Source organism: Sphingomonas sp. GW821-FHT10C01, from assembly GCF_059415525.1.
Window position 1 is genome coordinate 345,462 of sequence record NZ_JBWKNK010000001.1, and the last position, 19,234, is coordinate 364,695.

The window sequence follows — 19,234 nt, forward strand, 5'->3', positions numbered from 1 at the left end:
TACGGGGCAGGGGCAGCACCCGCAACCCCGCTAGGCGGCGGCTTGCGATCAGGCGGCCTTGAGCAGCGGCATTTCCGCGGCCATCGCGCGGGCCACCGACGGGCGCTTGCGCAATTGGGTGCGATAGCCGAGCAGCACCGGCCACGCGGCGATGTCGACGCCCGCGGTCTCGCACCAGTTGAGCACGCTCAACAGATAGGCGTCGGCAACGGTGAAGGTCGCGCCCAGATGCGCGCGATCCACTAGATGCTCCGACAGGACCTTGAACGGCTTGGCGACCCGGCCAAGTGCGGCCTGCTTGTCGGCATCGCTCGATTCCTTGGCGAACAGTGGCGCGAACACCGCCTTGTGCACCTCGGTGCTCACGAAATTCAGCCACAGCTGCATCCGGTAGCGTTCCTCGCTGAACAGCGCCGGGGCGAGCACGCCCTCCTCGGCATTGTCGGCGAGATATTGCAGCACCGCCGGCCCCTCGGTCAGCGTGATGCCGCTCTTGGTCTCCAGCGCCGGGACATAGCCCATCGGGCTGATGTCGAGGAAATCGCCGCCATCGGGGAGCTTCCGGCCGGGCAGCACCTGGACGAAATCGGCGTCGAGTCCCGCTTCCTCGACCGCGATGCGTGAGGCGAGCGAACAGGCGAAAGGGGTGAAGTAAAGCTTCATGGCACGACTCCCTGGGGTTGATTTTTGTACTGTCTCGCATGAATATCGAGTCGGTCAAGGAATTTTATGCAAGATAGTACAAAAAGGCCCGATGAAGCGAAAAGACGAGGCCGGCCCCGCGCGTTCGATCCCGACACGGCGCTGAAGGCCGCGGCCGAGCGGTTTCGCGCGGGCGGCTATTCGGGCACCTCGCTCGACGAACTTGCGGCGGCGACCCGGCTCAACCGACCCAGCCTCTATTCGGCGTTCGGCGACAAGAAGGCGCTCTACCTCGCCGCGCTCGATCGCACGCACGCCCGGGCCGAACGCGGCTTTGTTCGGTTGGGCGAGGCGGATCTGCCGGTGCGTGGGATGCTCGAAACCATGCTCGGCGCGGTGATCGACGGCTTCCTCACCGGCGACGACGGCCCTGCCGGATGCCTGTTCATCAGCACCGCCGCGACCGAATCGGTGATCGATTCCGATGTGCGCGCGCGGATCGCCGATTTCCTGACGATGGAGGACGTCCAGGTCGAACGTCTGCTGCGTCAGGCGGGCGGCACCGCGCCCGAGGTCCAGGCCCGGGTGGTCACCGCGATGATCCATTCCCTGAGCGTCCGTGCCCGTGCCGGTGCGTCGCGCGCCGAGCTCGACCGCGCCGCCAAGGACTGTATCGACCTGATCGCCCCGGCCTGAACCGCGCCTCGACCGTCACCCCGGCCTTGTGCCGGGGTCCACGCATCCGAACCGGAGACCCTTCAGCCTCTTGTCCGTCGCCTGCCGCCCGGTGGATCCCGACACAAGGCCGGGGTGACGGCTGGGTGCTTCTCCAGGCGAGCATCTAGTCGCCAGCATCGGCGCATGGCATAGCCATCCGCGATGGGGGGCATCGGCATTCAAACCACTCGCGCCGCGCGCGGCACGCAGCTGCCGACGCTGTTCACGCTGTTCCTCGCGATCGATCTGGTGATCGCGTTCGCGGTGACGCTGTTCCTGATGGATCGCCCGCCGATCTGCGAATGCGGCAGCATCAAGCTGTGGCATGGCGTGGTCCATTCGAGTGAGAACAGCCAGCACATCGCCGACTGGTACACGTTCAGCCACATCATCCACGGCTTCCTCTTCTATGGCCTCGCGCATCTCGTGCTGCGCGGCCCCGCCCGCCGCTGGGCATTGCCGCTGGCGGTCGGACTTGAGGGCGGGTGGGAGCTGCTCGAGAATTCCCCGATGATCATCGACCGCTATCGCGAGGCGACGATGGCGTTCGGCTATTCGGGCGATTCGATCCTCAATTCGATCGCCGATATCGGCTGGATGGCGGCGGGCTTCTGGCTCGCGGCGAAGCTGCCGGTGCGCGTGACCATCGCGCTCGCGCTGGCGTTCGAGGCGATGACCCTGTTGCTGATCCGCGACAATCTCACCCTCAACGTCCTGATGCTCGTCTGGCCGGTCGAGGCGATCAAGACATGGCAGGCGGCGGGGGGATTGTTGTAGGATCGGGGCGTGCTGGCCGCCGTCCTCCTCTCCGCGCTCGCGATGACGCTGATCGTCGGGGTGCGCTATCTGATCGTTTCGGGGGCATTCGCCTGGGCGACGCGGCTGCGGCACCCCGGCCTCTATCGCGGCCTCGACGCGCAGATGCGGCGGGAGATCGGCTGGAGCCTCGCCAGCGCCGCCATCTATGGCGTGCCCGCGGGGATCGTCGCCTGGGGCTGGCAGAATCGCGGCTGGACGCGGATCTACACCGACGTCTCGGTCTTTCCGCTCTGGTACCTCCCGCTCTCGGTGCTGCTCTATCTCGTGGCGCACGATACATGGTTCTACTGGACGCATCGCTGGATGCATCGCCCGGCGTTGTTCCGCGTCGCGCACGCCGTCCACCACGCCAGCCGGCCTCCGACGGCCTGGGCGGCGATGAGTTTCCACCCGATCGAGGCGCTGACCGGCGCGGTGGTGATCCCGGCGCTGGTCTTCCTGATCCCCATTCATGTCGCCGCTTTGGGCGTTGTGCTGGGGATCATGACGGTTATGGGTGTGACCAATCACATGGGGTGGGAACTCTTCCCCCGTGCGATGTGGCGGGGGCCTTTGGGGGCATGGCTGATCACGGCCAGCCATCATCAGCGGCACCATGAACATTATGGGTGCAATTATGGCCTCTATTTCCGGGTCTGGGATCGGTTCTGCGGCACGGACAAGGGGCTCGGCGATTTCGCGCGCGGCCATACTCGCGCTGGCCGTGCCGCTTCTGCCGGCCGCGTCGCCGACGGCTAGTCTCGAGATCGACGTTCAGAAGCTGCGCTCGCAAAAGGGCGTGCTGCGCATCTGCCTTACCGCCCGAGCGCAAAGCTTCCCCGATTGCAAGAACGACGCGCAGGCGGTGACCCGCTCGGTGCCCGCGACCCAGACTGTCGTGAAGTTCGAGGGGCTGGCGCCGGGCAATTATGCCGCCGCGATCATCCATGACGAAAATGGCAATGCCAGGCTCGACACGCTGATGGGCATCCCGCGCGAGGGGTTCGGGTTCAGCCGCAACCCCGCGATCGGCTTCGGCCCGCCCAAATTCGACGCGGCGCGTTTCGCGGTCGGCGATACCGGCGCGCCGCAATCGGTTCGGATGCGTTACCTTCTGTAATAACTTGTTTTGCATCCATTTGTACGATGCGGCGTTGCTTTCCTGAAACAGTTCCGGGAAGCTCCCTTTATGCGTATCGCCTTGCTCGCTCCGCTCTTGGCGGCCACCTCGCTGGCCACCGTTCCCGCTTTCGCTCAGGATGCGGACGGCGCGCGGCAAACCGGTGAGGGTCAGGCCGACGCCGCGCCTCCGGCGGTCGCGCAAGCCGCCGAAGAGGGCAAGGCACGGCTGTCGATCGGTGCGGGCGTCGCCTATTTCCCCGATTATGAAGGGTCGAACGATCACACCTGGTCGCCGATTCCGGCGGTTCAGGGCACGATCGCCGGGATGAGCATCACGCTGCTCGCCAACCGCGTCAGCCTCGACCTCGTTCCCAACGCCACCGGCCCGGGCTGGGACTTCCAGCTGGGGCCGGTCGCGGTTCTCAACCTCAACCGCGTGAAGCTCAGCGCGGTCGAGGATGCCCGGGTCAGGGCGCTGGGCAAGGTCGATACCGCGCTCGAACTGGGCGGCTATATCGGGATCGGCCGGACCGGCGTGATCACCAGCGACTTTGACAAGCTCTCGGTCACCTTGAGCTATCGTCACGACGTGACGGGCGTCCACAAGGGCGGCGTCTGGACCCCCACGATCAACTATATGACGCCGCTCAGCACCAAGACCCTGGTCGGCCTGTTCGCCACCTCGGAATTCGCGGACGACGACTATGCCCGCACCTATTTCGGCGTAACCCCTTCGGGCAGCGTCGCCAGCGGCCTTCCGGTCTTCATGCCCAGGGGCGGACAGAAGAACGTCGCCATGGGCGGCATGTTCACCGTCGCGCTGACCGGGGATCTGACCAAGGGCCTCGCGCTGGTCACGGGCTTCAGCTACTCCAGGATCCTCGGCGACTTCGCCGACAGCCCGCTCGTCAGCATCGCCGGATCGCGAAACCAATGGACCGGCGGCGCGGGGCTGGCGCTGACCTTCTGAGCGAAGATGTTGCTTTGGCCTAGGGCGCCTTGGCCTTGCGGAAATCATGCACGAACAGCCCCGGCTTGCGGCTGTCGAACTGCGCTTCGAGCGTGCACGACTTGCTGTTGCGCTTCCTGCAATTGACTCGCGCCGCGTCCTTCGCGCGCTGCGCCGATGTTTCGGCGGTGGCGCCGCCATCGCCGCCATCCATCTGATAGGCCTGGATGAACCCGTTTCCGCTCCACGCATTGGTTTCGCATTTGCGTGACGTGGCATCGGTGCACGCCTTGATCGCGGCGTCCGTCGCCGCGGCGAGGTTGCGATGGCCGCTCACGATATAGAGCTTCCCGTCATAGCCGTCGGTGCCGGCGACCCAGGCCGAAACCGCATAGAGCTTGCGCGCCGAGGCACCGGGCGAGCGCCGGTTGGTGCTCGACCGGATCGTCGCGATCACCTCGCACGGCAGCAATTGCTTGGCCGAGCATTCGGCCAGCACCTTGTCGCGTTCCGCGCCGCCGTCGCCGAGCCACCCCTTGAACAGGTCGCCGCCCCGGTCGCGGATGATCGCCATCGACGAATTCGACCAGGTGCCCGGGGACGCGCAACCGCCGCCCATCACCCGGTTGCATGCGTCGAGCGCGCCGCGCTCGGCGATGTTGTTGCCGCTGACGTAGTTGCCGTCGACCCAAACGTCGGCGGCATCGGCATGCCAGGCGAGCGCGGCATAGCTGTTGACCGGCCCGCTGGGTGCCGACGGCGCGGAGCCGCCGCTATCGTCGCGCACGCACAGCGGGAAGGATGGATTGGTGGGGCCGCCCGGCGACATGCCCACCATCCGCTCGCCGGGGCCGGCGCCGTTGCTGCCGCCGCTGCACGGAAAGGCCTGTGCGTGTGCCTGCGCCGGCCAAAGCAGCCAGGCCAGCGCGGTCGCCAGCATCAGACCAACCCGGCGCATCTCGATCATCTGCATCATGTGACCCCTCCAGTTGCGGCCATTAGGACTCGCTGCGGCCGGCCTGTCCACGGGCAAATCGCCCGCTGGACCTTTCCCGCCCCGGCCCCTAATGTCCGCCCATCCCCGGGGGAGCGCCGATCCGCGCTTGAGAGGGTGGCAGGAGCCACCGACCCGCTGAACCTGATCCGGTTGACACCGGCGTAGGGAGTGGGCGGCTTTCACCCGAAAACCGTATGCTCCCGCCTGAGGAGCATGACGAATGGCCGATATCCCCGCCCGCACCGAGCTGAAGGTCACCACCGGCCCGATCCGCGGCAGCAAGAAGATCCATGTCGGCCCGCTCGGCGTCGCGATGCGCGAGATTCATCTCGAGCCGTCCTCGGGCGAGCCGCCGCTGCGCGTCTATGACTGCTCCGGCCCCTACACCGACCCGGAAGCCCGGATCGACATCATGGCCGGCCTGCCCGAGCTGCGCCGCGACTGGATCCGCAATCGCGGTGATGTCGAGGAAGTCGACCAGCGCGAGGTCCGCCCCGAGGATAACGGCCAGCTCGGCCCCGACCGCTCGGGCGGTGTCCAGCCCTTCCCCAATGTCCGCAAGCGCGTCCTCCGCGCCAAGCCCGGCGCCAATGTCAGCCAGATGTACTATGCCCGCCGCGGCATCATCACGCCCGAGATGGAATATGTCGCCACCCGCGAGAATCTCGGCCGGGAGATGCTCAAGGAGTATGTCCGCGACGGCCAGGACTGGGGCGCCTCGATCCCCGACTATGTCACCCCCGAATTCGTCCGCGACGAGGTCGCCCGCGGCCGCGCGATCATCCCCAACAACATCAACCACCCCGAATCCGAGCCGATGGCGATCGGCCGCAACTTCCTGGTCAAGATCAACGCCAATATCGGCAACTCCGCGGTCGCCTCCGACGTCGCCCAGGAAGTCGACAAGATGGTGTGGGCGATCCGCTGGGGCGCCGACACGATCATGGACCTGTCGACCGGCCGCAACATCCACGACACCCGCGAATGGATCCTGCGCAACTCGCCCGTCCCCGTCGGCACCGTGCCGATCTACCAGGCGCTCGAAAAGGTCGGCGGCATCGCCGAGGACCTGACCTGGGAGATATTCCGCGACACGCTGATCGAGCAGGCCGAGCAGGGCGTCGACTATTTCACGATCCACGCCGGCGTGCGCCTGCCCTATATCCCGCTCACCGCCAAGCGCGTCACCGGCATCGTCAGCCGCGGCGGCTCGATCATGGCGAAATGGTGCCTCAGCCACCACCGCGAGAGCTTCCTCTACGAGCATTTCGACGAGATCACCGAGATCTGCAAAGCCTATGACATCGCCTATTCGCTCGGCGACGGCCTGCGCCCCGGCTCGATCGCCGACGCCAATGACGAGGCGCAGTTCGCCGAGCTCTACACGCTGGGCGAACTGACCAAGCGCGCCTGGGAACAGGACGTCCAGGTGATGATCGAAGGGCCGGGCCATGTCCCGATGCACAAGATCAAGGAGAATATGGACAAGCAGCTGCAGGCCTGCGGCGAGGCGCCCTTCTACACCTTGGGGCCGCTCACCACCGACATCGCGCCGGGCTATGACCATATCACCAGCGGCATCGGCGCCGCGATGATCGGCTGGTACGGCACGGCGATGCTCTGCTACGTCACGCCCAAGGAGCATTTGGGTCTCCCCGACCGCGACGACGTCAAGGTCGGCGTGGTGACCTACAAGCTCGCCGCCCACGCCGCCGATCTCGCCAAGGGCCACCCGGCTGCCAAGATGCGCGACGACGCGCTGTCACGCGCCCGCTTCGAATTCCGCTGGCGCGACCAGTTCAACCTGTCGCTCGATCCCGACACGGCCGAAAAGTATCACGACCAGACCCTGCCCGCGGAGGGCGCTAAGACCGCGCATTTCTGCTCGATGTGCGGCCCCAAATTCTGCTCGATGAAGATCACCGCCGAAGTGCGCGAATTCGCCGCCAAGCAGAATGCCCCGGTCGAAACCTTCGTCGCCGCCGAGGAAGCCGAAGCCGGCATGGCCGCGATGTCGAAGCTCTACCACGAGACCGGCCGCGAGCTGTACATGGGCCAGGGCGACCGCGAACACGATTGACGCGGCACCGGCTTGACCGGCGCCGGGCAACCCTCGATCCTCCACGGGCATAGCTTGCCCGTGGAGGATCGATGCCCCTGTTTGCCCTGGCCCTTGTCGTCGCAACTCCCGGCATCCTGCTCGCGGGCGATACGCTGAAGGCCGAATGCGAGCGGGCGGCGAAACTCCATACGCTTCTGGTGCTGGCCGCGATGAACGAGGGGCCGATGGATTGCGGCGACGGCAGCGGCCACCCGATGCCTTGCGACGCCAACGACACCCCCGAGCAGAAACAGGCTCAGGCTCGCCGCTGGGAAATCCGCAAATATCAGGCGGCCGGCTATGAGGCGGCTGCCAATGCCTGCACCGAATGGCGTGCCGATCCCAAGTCCCCGGCCCGCCGCGACGCGGCGCTCGCGACCATTGCCGAGGCGCGGTCGCGCGATAAGGGCACGCCGCCGCTCCCGCAGAATTGAGCGCGCCGGGGAGTCATCTCCGAAACGGACCGGCTTGCCGCCATTCTCGATGCGAAGGCCGTTAGCCTTCCCGCATTTGGGGGAGGAATGGCGATGCGGTGGGGACGATTGGGGCTGGCGCTCGCCGGCATGCTGCTCGCGCTGGGCGCGCTGATCCTCATGTCCGCGGCGATGGCGCAGGAGAGGGATGCCGCACCCGCCGCCCCCGATTTCACCACCGTCACCACCAAGGCCGCCGCCAACCGCCTCGTCCGCGAAGGCGGGCTGGTGAAGATCCACCTCTTCCCCACCGAACTCGGCGGCCCGGCGAAGGATCGGCACAATATCGTCTACGTCACCCCCGAAGCGGCCGAGGCCCGCTCGCTGCTGATCAGCGTGCTCGAAAGGGACGTGGAGGAAGGGGCGATCGACCAGATGCGCATCGTGCCCGACTATAAGGGCGACAGCATCATCCCCACCCGCATCCGCTTCAAGGCCTGGCACAGCCAGCGCGCGGGCGGCGAGTATGAGACGGTGGTGGAGGTCTGGTAGAGTGCTCTTGCAGGGTCGGCACGCGCACATTCTGACCGACGCGGGTTGGCTATTTGCAACCTTTCCCCTTCTGCTAAGAACTACTTGGCGGGAAGACGAACCAGGTACCGTTCGGAGGGGGCATGACGGTTCAAGATTTGGCGAATCCGCATCCTCGTCCAGGTGACGGTCTGAGAGATGCGGCCGCGAATCTACTCAGCGCGCGCTATGGCGAGCCTAGAACAGAGGCGCGCAAAGCAGGAAAGAAGGTCGACATATACTTCGAGTATATCGACCTCAAGAAACGCCGGCGCCTTTTCGTAGAAGCAAAAGACTATGAATCCCCGCTCACGCGAGCTCAGGTGAGGGATATCTGGGCTGACTATATGGGTCTGATCGAGAAGAACAGGCCTGCGGAGCTTATAATCGTCACCAGATCCGGGCTTACGGCCGATGCGGATGCCTATGTATCGGATGAGCTGACATATGTATCGCATCTCACGATCTGGGAGCTTGAGAATACCATTCTCGGATTGTCCGACTATATTCGTCACCTTTCCGGAATTTTTTCAGAAGGGGGCCTCTCGGAATATTATGTTCCTGCAAGGGCCTCTCCGGTCGCGTATCTGGAAGGCAAGCAGCAGCGCAAGACACTCTCCAAGAGCTTCGACGTCTTTGACACGATTCAGGACTGGATTGTTGGTACCGACAGCACACCGATTGCCATTCTCGGAGGTTACGGCGCAGGAAAGACGAGCCTTGCGCGACGCATTGTCGCGCATCAGGCGGTAACCGCACTGAAAGACGCCGGTGCTCGCAGGCCGGTTCTGGTGAAGCTTGGTGCGTTCTCCCGCTCTGCAAGTATAGATGGCATATTGGGGTCGATGTTCTCCTCGGAATTTCCCAACAACGGCTTCAATTTTCTGCAGTTCCTCAGAGCCAATGAAAGAGGGCGCTTGCTCATCGTTCTGGATGGCTTTGATGAAATGAAGCACGCCATGACATGGGCCGATTTTCGATATCAGGCGCAGGAAATAAACAAGCTTATCGTCGATGGGGCCCGGATCGTGCTTTTGGGCAGGCCAAGTGCCTTCCTGTCACAGGATGAGCATAGCCATATCTTGCGCGGCAAGAAGCGTTCCGGAACGGTTTGGCGACAGATCGCGGATTGGCCGGAATTCCGCGAGTACGACCTTCAGGATTTCACACCGGATGAGCGCGCTGATTTCGTAAGGCGCTATATTTCACGATCGCAAAGGGATTCGTCTCGATATTCGAGATTGGAGGAATCCGACATTGAAATGCGTGTGAGCCGGGTAAACGCATTGGCGGATCTGGCGAAGGAAACGTTTGGAAAGCCGGTTCACGCCAAGATTCTGACTGATCTTGGGGCGGATCCGGGTTTCGACCTCGGCAGGTTCGGCACGGGGGTTACCCGCTGGCAGCTATATGAGGCGTTCTTCGAGACGCTCGTGGACAGAGAGACCGAGAAGAGCGCCAGAAAGGATATCAGCGCAAAGAACAGGCTCGAGTTCATTCGTGAGATTGCGCTCTGGCTATGGACGGCCAAGGGCGGATCGACCTCCTTTCAGGCGGGCGATCTGCCGGTGGAGCTTATGGATAAGATCCCTGGCGGTGATTCGATGGAACCGGAGGCGCGAGTTCGCGAGTACCTGACCGGATCATTGCTCGAGAAGAAATCCGGCGACGTCTTCTATTTTGGTCACCGATCCTTCGCGGAGTTTCTGGTCGCCCAACGCATAGTGAGCCGTCCGCCCAGCCGATCCGACCATGCGCTCTATTCGATGCTGTTTCGAGAGGGGGTCGCGGCCTTCATTGTCGACGGTGCACGCGCCGATACGCTGCGAGGGTGGGCCAAGACCCTGTCCTATGCGGATGGCACGATCCGGCTCGAATATCTGCATATGCTTGCCGAGAAATGCGGGGGCCTCAGAAAGCTCCGGCGCGAGCTGGTTTCCGGGTCGCTTTGGTCGGATGTGCTGGAGCAATTTGGGGACAAGATCGATTTCGGCCCTGTTCTGGAATCGAAACTGTCCAAGGCCGTTATGCGCGCCGATAATCTGTTCGCAGCCATTCTGATCAAGATCATCAACTACAGCATGTCCAAGAGGACGATTGATGATCGGGGCGTCGATCATGACACGCTGATTCATCTCGCAGCATCCTTGCTCAACAAGGAGCTGGGTAAACCAAGAGACAAATATGGGTTGCTCAAGAATAAGCAGGGATTGGTAGCGCCTCAGTTGATATTCAGATCATGCGTGACCCGTCATGGATTTTCATCGAAAGTCAGTATCAACGGGCGCAGGCTTGTCGCGCAGTGCGACGACATTCTCAGGGGAGCTGGGATCGATATCTCCTTTGGGGACGGTTCCGCGGTGCATGGCATACCCGACATGTTCACCTTTACGTGGAACGACGCGGCATCCAAGGTCGGACTTTTCTACAAGGCGAAGGCGCGAGCTCGCATCCAGACGCTCGCGGTGACGCGCGGGAAGGGCGTGAACAAGACGGTTGAGCAGGACGAGTCCGAGACCTGATCGGACCATGCTACACTCACCCCATGCGCGCCCGTAACCCCCTCTACATCATGGCCAAGCCCCCACCGGCGCAGCAGGCCCTGATCACCGCGCTCCCGCGCAACGATCCCGCGCGCGGCCCGCATCTGCTCCACGTCACGCTCGTGTCGTTGTTCGATCTCCATTATGCCCCGCCCGACTGGCTTCCGCGCACCATCGCCGCGCTCGACAGTTTCGACGGCCCGGCCTTTCCGCTCAGCTTCGACCGGATCGAGAACCGCAAGGCCGTCACCCTGCGCACCCGCGATCCGCTCACCCAGGCGCGCGCCTTCCAGCGACAACTCGTCCACCACCTGATCGCGCACGATGCCCCCTTCACGCTCGGCACCACGCCCGAGCCGCATGTCACGATCAACTATGCCGGCGACCGGCTGCGCGCGCAGAAGATGCCGCCGATCGGGTGGACGGTGGATGAGATCATTCTGATGGAAAGCGTGGTCGGCAAGACCACCCATGTCGAACATGGCCGCTGGGCGTTGCGCGGCTAGCCAGCCCCGCCCGCCACCGCCGCACAAATCATTTTCCTACACGCGCGCTTTCTGCTCCATCCTGTCGGATGGACCAGCATCCCACCGCTTCGCCCCCGGCCGCGACGCCCCACACCACGTCGCCCTCCGGCTCGCCACTCCGTGCGCATTGGACGCCTGCCCGCCAGCGCATCTTCCTCGCCGCTTTGCTCGAAACCGGCAGCATCGCCCGCGCGGCGCGTGCCGCCGGCATGTCGCGGTCGAGCGCGCATGCGCTGCGCCAGCGCCTGCCCGGCACGCCGTTCGATCTGGCCTGGGGTCACGCGCTGCGGCTGCATGCCGCGCGCCTCGCCGATCCCTTCATCCCCGATCCGCTCGCCCCGTCCGAAGGGGCGCGTCCCCGTCCCGCGCCTGTCGCGCCGGTGTCGCCCCGGTGACGCCGATGCGGCGCGTTCCGGTCACGATGCGTCGAAACCCGTCACCTCGCGTCGCGACCCTGTCCTGTCGGTGTCGCGCCAGTGTCGCGTGCGTGTCGCGTCACCGTCGCCCGGGTGTCGCGCGGCAGTCGCGAAGCGGTCGCCTTGCGGTCGCGAACCCGTCGTTTCAGCCGGAAAACATGGGTTTCATGTCAACTTCGTCAACCGCCGCGGCGGGCGATCAGGGTTCCGACGGCGCGGTCTCCGCCACCACCTCGACCGGCTTCCAGCGCCAGATCAGCAGGAGCAGTCCGGTGATGATGAACAGCGCCGCGCCCGACAGCACCCAGGCGTTGACATACCATTGCTGGCCCCAGGTGAAGGTGCCGGCCATGATCTTCTTCCAGCCCATGAAATGTTGGGCCCCGCCGACGCTCAGGCCGAACACCGCGAACACCGCCGACACGTACCGGATCAGCCAATGTCCCGGATTGGGCAGCAGCAGAAGGAGGCCAAGCAGACCGATCGCCGTGCGCTGAACCCGGCAATAGGGGCAGGCATAAACCACGCCGGTCAGGTCGATGGTCCAGGTCGCGGCGGCGAGCAGGATCGCGGCCAGCCCCACCCATCGGCGATGGCGCAACAGGATATCGGGCAGATCGTTGAACATGGCTTCCCCCATCCGCATCGTGCGGCCTTGGCTGGACGAGACAAAATCCCCTTGGCGAATGCAAGCGATAAGGTGGCGGATGCAACGATCCGCCGCGCTCACTTCGCCGGTTCGGGCGCCCGCGTCTCCGCCAGGGTCCTGTCCAGCGCCGCGCGGTCCGACACCCGGCCGCCCTGGATGACATAGGCGATGCGCTTGGTGTTGCCGATCGCCGCGACCGGATCGGCGTCGAGCAGGACGATATCGGCGAGCTTGCCCTTGGCCAGCCCGCCCAGGTCGCGCGTGCGATGCAGATACTCGGCCGGAATGGTGGTCGCGGCGCGCAGTGCGTCCATCGGCGACAGCCCGGCCTCGACCAGCAGCCCCAGCTCGTCGTGCAGGCTGAAGCCCGGAAACACCATCGTGTCGTTGGCGTCGGTCCCGGCCATGACCTTGACCCCCGCCTTGTGCGCCTGCCCGGTCAGCGTCAGGCCGATGCGGAAGAACTGGCCGAACGCCGCGACCTGCTCGGGCGTGGCGGCGGCGTAGCGGTCGAGGTCGCGGTCCCACATCTGCCGCTGCTGCGCCCCGATCCAGGCGAGTCGCGGATCGTTGCGGAAGGCGGGGTCCGATGCGCGATAGTCCATCAGCCGGGTCAGATGGGTCGGGACGTAATAGGTCCCGTGCCGCACCATCGCCGCGATCTGCCCCGCGCAGAGCGCCGCGTCCTGCGTCTCCACCGCCTTCTTCACGCGATCGGTGGGGGACGGGCGGGTGTCGCCCGGCTGCGCCATCGCCGCGCGATAGCTGGCGCCGTAGGTCGAACAGTCGATCGGCAGGTCGCGGGCATGCTCGATCGACCGCTGGCCCAGCTCGGCGGCCTGCTTCACGCTCAGCTGCGCCGGGATGTGGCCGCTCACCTCGATCCGGTTGGCGCGCGCGGCCGCCAGCAGCAGCTTGTAGGAAGCGGTGTCGATGACATCGCCCATCTTGATGATGTCGGGCTTGCGCGCGATCAGCACCGGGATCAGCGCCGCGGTCTGCTCCGGGTTCTGCGGAAAGAAGCGCGCGCGCGGGTCGGCCGGGTCCTTGGGACCGCCGCCCGACTGGATCTTCATCGTCGAAAGCGCCAGCAGCCGCGGTCCGGTCAGCGTCCCCGCATCGATCGCGGCGGCGGCCTTGCGCATCTCGCCGATGCACATCGCGATGCCCTTCTCGCCATGGCAATCGCTCGCCATGTCGCGCGCTCCGGTGATGCCGTTGGCGTGCATCAGCGCCAGCGTGGAGCGGTGCAGCGGCTTGAGGTTGGTGTGCGCGTGCATGTCCATCAGGCCGGGGATCGCGAACTTGCCGGTGCCGTCGATCACCGCCTTGGCGGGTGTCGCGCGTTTCGGCGTCTTGCGGACCGAGACGATGCGGCCATCGTCGATCACGATCTCCTGTCCCGGGCTGATCCTGCGCGTTTCGGGATCGATCACCGTTACGTTGGAGACGACCAGATCGGCGGAATCCGCGCTCTGCGCTTGCACGGTCGGAGCAATCGCCGCCGTGGCGAGCAGCAGCATCAATGCGGTGCGGTTTGTCATGGAGAGCCCCCTCTTGCTGACGAACAGGGTGCCTTGGTGAACTATATCACCATGACAGGCAAGCTGGACAGGCGACAGCGCGCAAATAGCGTGAGTAGTGATCAATCCAAATTAGGACCAATTGACGTCTCCGCATTCGTCTGGAACACGTAGCTCAAAGAAAATAGGAGGGGTGTGTGATCAGATTGGTACTGTTATTGGTATTGATGTTGTGCGGCGTCGGCGCGACCGCGCACGCCGCTCCCGGAAGCAAGCTCTGGGAATTCCGTTCCGGCGGACAGATCTGGGGCTCGCTCACCCATGATTCGGGTACCCTTTATTTCGGGAGCGACGATCACCGGCTCTACGCGCTCGACACCGCCAGCCGGAAGCTCAAATGGTCGTTCCCCACCGGCGGCAAGGTCCGCGCCCAGCCGGCGGTTGCGGGCGACCGCGTCTTCGCACCCAGTGACGACGGTTTCCTCTACGCGGTCAACCGCGCCACGGGGCGGCAGCTCTGGCGCTTCGACCTCAAGGCGCGCGATCTTCACCGCCGCCCGCCTTCGCCCGACAATCCCTATTTCGATTTCCTCCAGTCCTCGCCGGTGGTGCATGAAGGCAAGGTCTATGTCGGCTCGCTCAGCGGCGCGCTGTTCGTCGTCGATGCCGCGACCGGTAAGCTCGCATGGACCCTGGGCACCGGCGACGCGATCCGCGGCAATCCCGTCATCGATGGCGGCCGGGTCTATTTCGGCAGCTGGGACGATCATCTCTACGCGGTCGATCTGAAGACACAGAAGCTGCTTTGGCGAGCTGATACCGGCGGCGTGGTCCAGTCGACCCCGGTGGTCGATCAGGGGCGCGTGGTGGTGGGCAGCCGCAGCGCGAAGCTGATCGCTTATGATGTGGAAACAGGGAAGGAGGCGTGGCATCACGCCTATACCGACGGCTCCTGGGTCGAATCCTCGGCGATCGCCGCCGCCGGTGTCCTCTATGTCGGCAGCTCGGACTCGCTCAAGCTCTCCGCTGTCGCGCCTGATACGGGGCGTGAGCTATGGCAATTCAAGACTGGCGGCTGGACCTGGGCGACGCCGGTAATCGCCAATGGTACGCTCTATACCGGTGCGATCAGCGGCTATCCCTATTATTTCGAAGGCGTGACGCTGACGCACGGCTTCCACGCGATCGACGCCGCCACGGGGCGTGAGAAGTGGCGCTTCACGCCGCTCCCGACTCAAGGCTATGTCACGGGCGGTGTGATGGGCTCGCCCGCGATCGCGGGCGGAGTGGTCTATGTCGGCGCGCTCGACGGGCGCGTCTATGCGCTGAAGGAGTGAGGGATGAGGAGCATCAGGATGAAGCATATCGCCGCACTTGCGCTCGTGGCCGCCTTTGCCACGCCGGCGGCGGCCCGCGATCCGGCACAGGTTCTCATGCCTCCGCCCGGCCGCGACGCCGCGCATCAGCAATGGGGGTTCGCGGAGGCGGTGATGCATGGCGACACCGTCTACCTTTCGGGCGTGGTCGCCGGTCTGTGGAACACCACCGATCAGTCGGTCGCCTATGATCGTGCGTTCGCGCAGATCGCCGATATCCTGAAGCGGTCCGGGTCGAGCTGGGACGATGTAATCGAGATGACCACCTATCACACCGACATCGCCACCCAGCTCGACGCCTTCGTCAAGGTCAAGGCGCGCTATGTCACCGCACCCTATCCGGCCTGGACCGCGATCGATGTCGACCGGCTGGTTCCCGACAAGGGGTTGGCGGAGATCAGGGTGATCGCGAAGAAGTCGAAATAGTCGGTGCCCCATCTCGTCCATATCGCGCTTGTCGTCCGCGACTATGACGAGGCGCTGGCCTTCTATGTCGGCAAGCTCGGTTTCGAGCTGGTCGAGGACAGTTACCAGCCTGAACAGGACAAGCGCTGGGTGACGATCCGTCCGCCCGGCGCGCGGGGACAGGCGGCAACCATCCTCCTCGCGCGCGCCTCGAGCGCTGAGCAGGAGCGGTTTATCGGCGATCAGGCAGGCGGGCGTGTCTTCCTGTTCCTCGCCACGGACGATTTCGATCGCGACCATGCCGCCTATTCCGCCGCCGGGGTCGAATGGGCGCGCCCGCCCGCGCAATATGACTATGGCAAGGTCGCGGTGTTCCTCGATCTCTACGGCAATCGCTGGGACCTGATCGAATTCGCCTCCGGCCACCCCAACGCCGCCTGATCCGGGCTCAGCGTTTGCCCGTCTTTGCCGGGCACAGCGCGATGCTCTTCGATCTTTGGTCGATCAGGATCGCGAAATGCTGGAGGGCGTGCGCACCGGCGAGCAATTCGGGATAGCGGTCGGAGACGCGCACCTCGACATCGGAAAGGCTGGCGTTGCCGATACGGAACGGCCCGCGCACCGTTGCCCGGCCGGTATCGACGGTCGTGTTGGTCAGCTGTCCGCCGCCCGCCGCGGTCACCGGTCCGCCCGAAACGCGGTCGAACAGCGGCTTGGGCAGCACGAAGGTGACGTTGGCGCCGGTGTCGAGATTGGCTTCGGCGGCAACCCCGCCGATCGTGATCGGCACGCGGAACGGCCGTTCATAGCCCAGCACGTCCGCCGTGCCGCGGGTCAGCCCCGTGCCGCGCGTGAAGGTCAGCATGCGGGCGGGATAGTCGATCACCAGCAACCCGTCGCCGAAATAGTCTCGTCCGATGATCCCCGCGAACTTCGCGTCGGGCGAAAGTCTGCTGCCATAGTCGCGGGTGATGACCTGAAGGTCACGGCGCACCAGGCCGCCCAGCTCGAGCGACGTGAACCGCGTCATGTCGACGCGTGAGGTCGCCACGCCGTCCGACGTAGTTCCGGATCCCTCGACCGGCAGGCGCAGCTGGGTAACCAGGCTGGCGTCGGCGCGGCCCATGCCACTCGCACCGGTATCGACCGCGAAGCGGAACGGCCCCGCTCCGTTCACGCGCGCCTCGACATAGATACGGCCGTCGACCACCTGAAACGGGACGTGCAGCACCGCGCCGGCCTTCGCACCTTGCACCAGTCCGCATGCCTTGGGCTGCGCGGCGCTGGCTTGCCCGGGAATGCTTGCGACACAGACCAGCATGGCCGAGGTGCAGATACCCCTGAATCCCGTCGATGCCGCCATGCCGCCCCCTTTTGCCGTCCGTATTAATGGAGTAACACACCGGTGCGGTCAATCTGATAGCGGGCATAGCTTCCGCTATAGGCCATGCTAGGACCGCGAGATGCCAGCACCGAAAGGCCCGCCTATGCGTTTTCGCCCTGCTTGCCTCCGACGCGTCGTTCGCGTTGCTTGTCCCTGCGTCCGGTATGCCGGTTCCGCTTTCCCCGCGCCGTCCGCGACGCCCACGCCGGATCACAAGCATCCGCACTAACGCCCGCCTCTGATTGGTTCGCGGATCAGATTGCAAACTCACCCTGGAGACGTCGATGAGCCTTGCCCTTGCCCTTCTTGTCGGCGTCACCGCGTCGCAGGCGGTGATCGATCCCGCCACGCGGACCGCGATCGAGGCGACCTGCTTCGATTATGTCGATGGCCAACTTGAGGGCGATCCGGCGCGAGTTTCCCGCGCGCTTCATCCCGATCTCGCCAAGCGCCGCGTCCTCGGTGACACCCCCGACGAACGGCTTGGACTGCGCCGGATGAGCCGGGAGGAACTGGTCGAGTTGACCCGGCAGGGCGCGCTCAAGACCCCGAAAGCGCAATGGAACCGGTCGTGCAGCGTGCTCGACGTCGCGGGTAACGCCGCGGTGGCGCGGGCCGAAACGCCCTGGTTCGTGGACTATTTCCACCTCGGCAAATTCGGGGACCGCTGGATCATCGTCAACGCGCTCTGGTATCAGAAGCCGCGCGGGAAGTGATCGGCGCGCCCTTGCCCGCGACACGTGGCTTTGCCAGACCCGCGCCATGACCCCATCCTTCGCGATAATCGACGATTTCCTCGCCAACCCGCTCGAGATGCGGCGGCAGGCGCTGGCACTCGGCTATGACGCGGCTGCCAAGGATGCTGGTGCGAACTTTCCCGGCGTCACTTCCGCGCGACCGCTGCCGCTCCCCGGCCTTGATGAGGCGGTATCGCGCGTGGCGGGCAAGCCGCTGGTGGGGGCGCCGGGCACGCTTCACGGCCATTGCCGCCTCACCCTTCGCAACGATCGCGGCGCCAGCGGTGTGCATTGCGATCCGGCCGCCTATTCGGGAATCCTCTATCTCAGCCTTCCCGAACATTGCCGGGGCGGCACCGATTTCTACCGCCATCGCCGGACCGGGCTGGAGCGCGTGCCGGCGACGCTCGACGGCATGGTTTCGGCGGGTTACCCGACCGGCGACGCGCTGGTTGCGGACGTCATCAACCGCGACACGCTCAAGCCTTCGGCATGGGAGAAGAGCTTCGCCGCGCCGATGCGCTTCAACCGGCTGATCCTGTTCAGCCCATGGATGTTCCACAACAGCGGGGCGGGCTTCGGTACTGGGCCAGAGGATGGACGCCTCGTGTATCTCATGTTCTTCGCGCCCGCATGACCGCGCCGCGTACGCTCGCCACGATCGCTGACGCGTCGGTCACTCCGGACCAGTCCGCGCCCGATGCCCGGCATCCGCCGTTCGTGTTCATCGCCATGGCGGCGCTGGCCGGGGCGGTGCTCATCCTCACGATTCTTGGCCGCACCATAGCGCGCGGCGACCGGTTCGCGTTCGACAGCGCGATCATGCTGGCGTTCCGGCAGGACGGGCATCCGGCGCTTCCCGCAGGGCCGCTCTGGCTGAAGCAGGCGATGGTCGATGTCACCGCCCTGGGTGGCGAGACGGTGTTGACCCTTGCCGTCGTGCTGACGGTTGGTTTCCTTGCCGCGAGTCGTCACCTGCTCGCCGCCGCGCTGGTCCTTGGCGGGACGGTCACGGGTTCGATCGCGGTCGCGCTCGCCAAGAGCCTGGTGGGGCGCGAGCGGCCGACATTGGTCGACCATCTGGTCGAGGTGTCGTCGGCGAGCTTTCCCAGCGGCCATGCCGCCAACAGTGCGATCATCTATCTCACGATCGCACTGGTCAGCATCCAGGTGATCCCGCACCGCGCGGCGCGCGGGTTCGTGTTCGGCGCAACCGCGCTGCTCGTCACCGCGATCGGGGTGAGCCGGGTCTATCTGGGCGTCCATTGGCCCAGCGACGTGCTCGCCGGATGGAGCTTCGGGTTGCTCTGGGCGCTCGCCTGGTGGGCGGCGGGCAGCTGGCTTCGGTTGCGCCTCAGCCGCTGA

General features: G+C 65.2%; 22 protein-coding genes and 1 riboswitch. Of the genes, 17 read left to right on the forward strand and 5 right to left on the reverse strand.

What is annotated here, in order from left to right; all coding sequences use genetic code 11:
* Positions 1 to 48: 48 nt before the first annotated feature.
* Positions 49 to 663: a glutathione binding-like protein gene (locus tag AC07M1_RS01790; RefSeq protein ID WP_495160854.1), complete on the reverse strand. Its 615-nt coding sequence runs from the start codon at positions 661 to 663 to the stop codon at positions 49 to 51.
* Between the two features lie 66 nt (positions 664 to 729).
* Here AC07M1_RS01790 and AC07M1_RS01795 point away from each other — a divergent pair, with 66 nt between their 5' ends.
* The 5 genes from AC07M1_RS01795 to AC07M1_RS01815 all read left to right on the forward strand — a co-directional run bounded on the left by AC07M1_RS01795 (position 730) and on the right by AC07M1_RS01815 (position 4,249).
* Positions 730 to 1,338, forward strand: a complete 609-nt coding sequence (locus AC07M1_RS01795; RefSeq protein WP_495160855.1) for a TetR/AcrR family transcriptional regulator — start codon at positions 730 to 732, stop codon at positions 1,336 to 1,338.
* 183 nt (positions 1,339 to 1,521) lie between these two features.
* The gene (locus AC07M1_RS01800; protein ID WP_495160856.1) at positions 1,522 to 2,136 is read left to right on the forward strand and encodes a DUF2585 domain-containing protein; all 615 of its coding nucleotides are present in this window, start codon (positions 1,522 to 1,524) and stop codon (positions 2,134 to 2,136) included.
* 9 nt (positions 2,137 to 2,145) lie between these two features.
* Positions 2,146 to 2,916 carry a sterol desaturase family protein gene (locus AC07M1_RS01805; protein WP_495160857.1) on the forward strand — a complete coding sequence of 257 codons (771 nt, stop codon included), beginning with the start codon at positions 2,146 to 2,148 and terminating at the stop codon, positions 2,914 to 2,916.
* Positions 2,882 to 3,277, forward strand: coding sequence for a DUF2141 domain-containing protein (locus tag AC07M1_RS01810; RefSeq protein ID WP_495160858.1), 396 nt, complete (start codon positions 2,882 to 2,884; stop codon positions 3,275 to 3,277). The genes AC07M1_RS01805 and AC07M1_RS01810 overlap by 35 nt, the downstream gene beginning before the upstream one ends.
* Before the next feature lie 69 nt (positions 3,278 to 3,346).
* Positions 3,347 to 4,249 (forward strand): MipA/OmpV family protein, encoded by a 903-nt coding sequence (locus tag AC07M1_RS01815; RefSeq protein ID WP_495160859.1) that lies wholly within the window; start codon positions 3,347 to 3,349, stop codon positions 4,247 to 4,249.
* Positions 4,250 to 4,268: 19 nt separating this feature from the next.
* Here the strand turns inward: AC07M1_RS01815 and AC07M1_RS01820 are convergent, their stop codons facing one another.
* Positions 4,269 to 5,204 carry a DUF4189 domain-containing protein gene (locus AC07M1_RS01820; RefSeq protein WP_495160860.1) on the reverse strand — a complete coding sequence of 312 codons (936 nt, stop codon included), beginning with the start codon at positions 5,202 to 5,204 and terminating at the stop codon, positions 4,269 to 4,271.
* Between the two features lie 98 nt (positions 5,205 to 5,302).
* A riboswitch (TPP riboswitch) is annotated at positions 5,303 to 5,410 on the forward strand.
* 35 nt (positions 5,411 to 5,445) lie between these two features.
* On the opposite strand from AC07M1_RS01820, the gene thiC reads away from it, so the two are divergent.
* The 6 genes from thiC (at position 5,446) to AC07M1_RS01850 (ending at position 11,774) form a co-directional block, all read left to right on the forward strand.
* Entirely contained in the window at positions 5,446 to 7,305 is a 1,860-nt protein-coding gene (gene thiC / locus AC07M1_RS01825) for a phosphomethylpyrimidine synthase ThiC (protein ID WP_495160861.1), read from the forward strand.
* Between the two features lie 71 nt (positions 7,306 to 7,376).
* The gene (locus AC07M1_RS01830) at positions 7,377 to 7,760 is read left to right on the forward strand and encodes a hypothetical protein (RefSeq protein ID WP_495160862.1); all 384 of its coding nucleotides are present in this window, start codon (positions 7,377 to 7,379) and stop codon (positions 7,758 to 7,760) included.
* A 93-nt stretch (positions 7,761 to 7,853) separates the two neighbouring features.
* On the forward strand, positions 7,854 to 8,291 hold the full coding sequence (locus tag AC07M1_RS01835; RefSeq protein WP_495160863.1) for a hypothetical protein: 438 nt from the start codon (positions 7,854 to 7,856) through the stop codon (positions 8,289 to 8,291).
* A gap of 122 nt (positions 8,292 to 8,413) precedes the next feature.
* Complete coding sequence (locus tag AC07M1_RS01840; protein WP_495160864.1) at positions 8,414 to 10,831, forward strand: NACHT domain-containing protein; 2,418 nt, start codon at positions 8,414 to 8,416, stop codon at positions 10,829 to 10,831.
* Positions 10,832 to 10,854: 23 nt separating this feature from the next.
* Positions 10,855 to 11,358 (forward strand): 2'-5' RNA ligase family protein, encoded by a 504-nt coding sequence (locus AC07M1_RS01845; protein WP_495160865.1) that lies wholly within the window; start codon positions 10,855 to 10,857, stop codon positions 11,356 to 11,358.
* A gap of 68 nt (positions 11,359 to 11,426) precedes the next feature.
* A complete protein-coding gene (locus AC07M1_RS01850) occupies positions 11,427 to 11,774 on the forward strand; it encodes a LysR family transcriptional regulator (RefSeq protein ID WP_495160866.1) in 348 nt (115 codons plus the stop codon).
* 220 nt (positions 11,775 to 11,994) lie between these two features.
* Here AC07M1_RS01850 and AC07M1_RS01855 read toward each other — a convergent pair whose 3' ends face one another.
* Both AC07M1_RS01855 and AC07M1_RS01860 read right to left on the reverse strand, forming a co-directional pair.
* The gene (locus AC07M1_RS01855) at positions 11,995 to 12,423 is read right to left on the reverse strand and encodes a hypothetical protein (RefSeq protein ID WP_495160867.1); all 429 of its coding nucleotides are present in this window, start codon (positions 12,421 to 12,423) and stop codon (positions 11,995 to 11,997) included.
* A 98-nt stretch (positions 12,424 to 12,521) separates the two neighbouring features.
* A complete protein-coding gene (locus tag AC07M1_RS01860) occupies positions 12,522 to 13,988 on the reverse strand; it encodes an amidohydrolase family protein (protein ID WP_495160868.1) in 1,467 nt (488 codons plus the stop codon).
* Between the two features lie 176 nt (positions 13,989 to 14,164).
* On the opposite strand from AC07M1_RS01860, the gene AC07M1_RS01865 reads away from it, so the two are divergent.
* Genes AC07M1_RS01865 through AC07M1_RS01875 form a run of 3 tightly spaced genes read left to right on the forward strand, consistent with a single transcriptional unit; the run spans position 14,165 to position 16,189 of the window.
* The gene (locus AC07M1_RS01865) at positions 14,165 to 15,304 is read left to right on the forward strand and encodes an outer membrane protein assembly factor BamB family protein (RefSeq protein ID WP_495160869.1); all 1,140 of its coding nucleotides are present in this window, start codon (positions 14,165 to 14,167) and stop codon (positions 15,302 to 15,304) included.
* Positions 15,305 to 15,322: 18 nt separating this feature from the next.
* A complete protein-coding gene (locus tag AC07M1_RS01870; RefSeq protein ID WP_495160870.1) occupies positions 15,323 to 15,769 on the forward strand; it encodes a Rid family hydrolase in 447 nt (148 codons plus the stop codon).
* 3 nt (positions 15,770 to 15,772) lie between these two features.
* Positions 15,773 to 16,189 carry a VOC family protein gene (locus AC07M1_RS01875; protein WP_495160871.1) on the forward strand — a complete coding sequence of 139 codons (417 nt, stop codon included), beginning with the start codon at positions 15,773 to 15,775 and terminating at the stop codon, positions 16,187 to 16,189.
* 7 nt (positions 16,190 to 16,196) lie between these two features.
* Here the strand turns inward: AC07M1_RS01875 and AC07M1_RS01880 are convergent, their stop codons facing one another.
* A complete protein-coding gene (locus AC07M1_RS01880; protein WP_495160872.1) occupies positions 16,197 to 17,111 on the reverse strand; it encodes an aspartyl protease family protein in 915 nt (304 codons plus the stop codon).
* Between the two features lie 305 nt (positions 17,112 to 17,416).
* On the opposite strand from AC07M1_RS01880, the gene AC07M1_RS01885 reads away from it, so the two are divergent.
* From AC07M1_RS01885 to AC07M1_RS01895, 3 genes are read left to right on the forward strand one after another with little or no spacing between them, the layout of a single operon-like run.
* Complete coding sequence (locus AC07M1_RS01885) at positions 17,417 to 17,848, forward strand: nuclear transport factor 2 family protein (protein WP_495160873.1); 432 nt, start codon at positions 17,417 to 17,419, stop codon at positions 17,846 to 17,848.
* Positions 17,849 to 17,894: 46 nt separating this feature from the next.
* Complete coding sequence (locus AC07M1_RS01890; RefSeq protein WP_495160874.1) at positions 17,895 to 18,506, forward strand: DUF6445 family protein; 612 nt, start codon at positions 17,895 to 17,897, stop codon at positions 18,504 to 18,506.
* Positions 18,503 to 19,234 (forward strand): phosphatase PAP2 family protein, encoded by a 732-nt coding sequence (locus AC07M1_RS01895; RefSeq protein ID WP_495160875.1) that lies wholly within the window; start codon positions 18,503 to 18,505, stop codon positions 19,232 to 19,234. The genes AC07M1_RS01890 and AC07M1_RS01895 overlap by 4 nt, the downstream gene beginning before the upstream one ends.

Coding starts and splice junctions, on each gene's coding strand:
- AC07M1_RS01895 (WP_495160875.1), top strand. CDS start 18,503: ATGACCGCGCCGCGTACGCTCGCCACGATCGCTGACGCGTCGGTCACT.
- AC07M1_RS01795 (WP_495160855.1), top strand. CDS start 730: ATGCAAGATAGTACAAAAAGGCCCGATGAAGCGAAAAGACGAGGCCGG.
- thiC (WP_495160861.1), top strand. CDS start 5,446: ATGGCCGATATCCCCGCCCGCACCGAGCTGAAGGTCACCACCGGCCCG.
- AC07M1_RS01835 (WP_495160863.1), top strand. CDS start 7,854: ATGCGGTGGGGACGATTGGGGCTGGCGCTCGCCGGCATGCTGCTCGCG.
- AC07M1_RS01800 (WP_495160856.1), top strand. CDS start 1,522: ATGGGGGGCATCGGCATTCAAACCACTCGCGCCGCGCGCGGCACGCAG.
- AC07M1_RS01815 (WP_495160859.1), top strand. CDS start 3,347: ATGCGTATCGCCTTGCTCGCTCCGCTCTTGGCGGCCACCTCGCTGGCC.
- AC07M1_RS01830 (WP_495160862.1), top strand. CDS start 7,377: ATGCCCCTGTTTGCCCTGGCCCTTGTCGTCGCAACTCCCGGCATCCTG.
- AC07M1_RS01790 (WP_495160854.1), bottom strand. CDS start 663: ATGAAGCTTTACTTCACCCCTTTCGCCTGTTCGCTCGCCTCACGCATC.
- AC07M1_RS01890 (WP_495160874.1), top strand. CDS start 17,895: ATGACCCCATCCTTCGCGATAATCGACGATTTCCTCGCCAACCCGCTC.
- AC07M1_RS01845 (WP_495160865.1), top strand. CDS start 10,855: ATGCGCGCCCGTAACCCCCTCTACATCATGGCCAAGCCCCCACCGGCG.
- AC07M1_RS01820 (WP_495160860.1), bottom strand. CDS start 5,204: ATGATGCAGATGATCGAGATGCGCCGGGTTGGTCTGATGCTGGCGACC.
- AC07M1_RS01880 (WP_495160872.1), bottom strand. CDS start 17,111: ATGGCGGCATCGACGGGATTCAGGGGTATCTGCACCTCGGCCATGCTG.
- AC07M1_RS01870 (WP_495160870.1), top strand. CDS start 15,323: ATGAAGCATATCGCCGCACTTGCGCTCGTGGCCGCCTTTGCCACGCCG.
- AC07M1_RS01855 (WP_495160867.1), bottom strand. CDS start 12,423: ATGTTCAACGATCTGCCCGATATCCTGTTGCGCCATCGCCGATGGGTG.
- AC07M1_RS01840 (WP_495160864.1), top strand. CDS start 8,414: ATGACGGTTCAAGATTTGGCGAATCCGCATCCTCGTCCAGGTGACGGT.
- AC07M1_RS01860 (WP_495160868.1), bottom strand. CDS start 13,988: ATGACAAACCGCACCGCATTGATGCTGCTGCTCGCCACGGCGGCGATT.
- AC07M1_RS01850 (WP_495160866.1), top strand. CDS start 11,427: ATGGACCAGCATCCCACCGCTTCGCCCCCGGCCGCGACGCCCCACACC.
- AC07M1_RS01885 (WP_495160873.1), top strand. CDS start 17,417: ATGAGCCTTGCCCTTGCCCTTCTTGTCGGCGTCACCGCGTCGCAGGCG.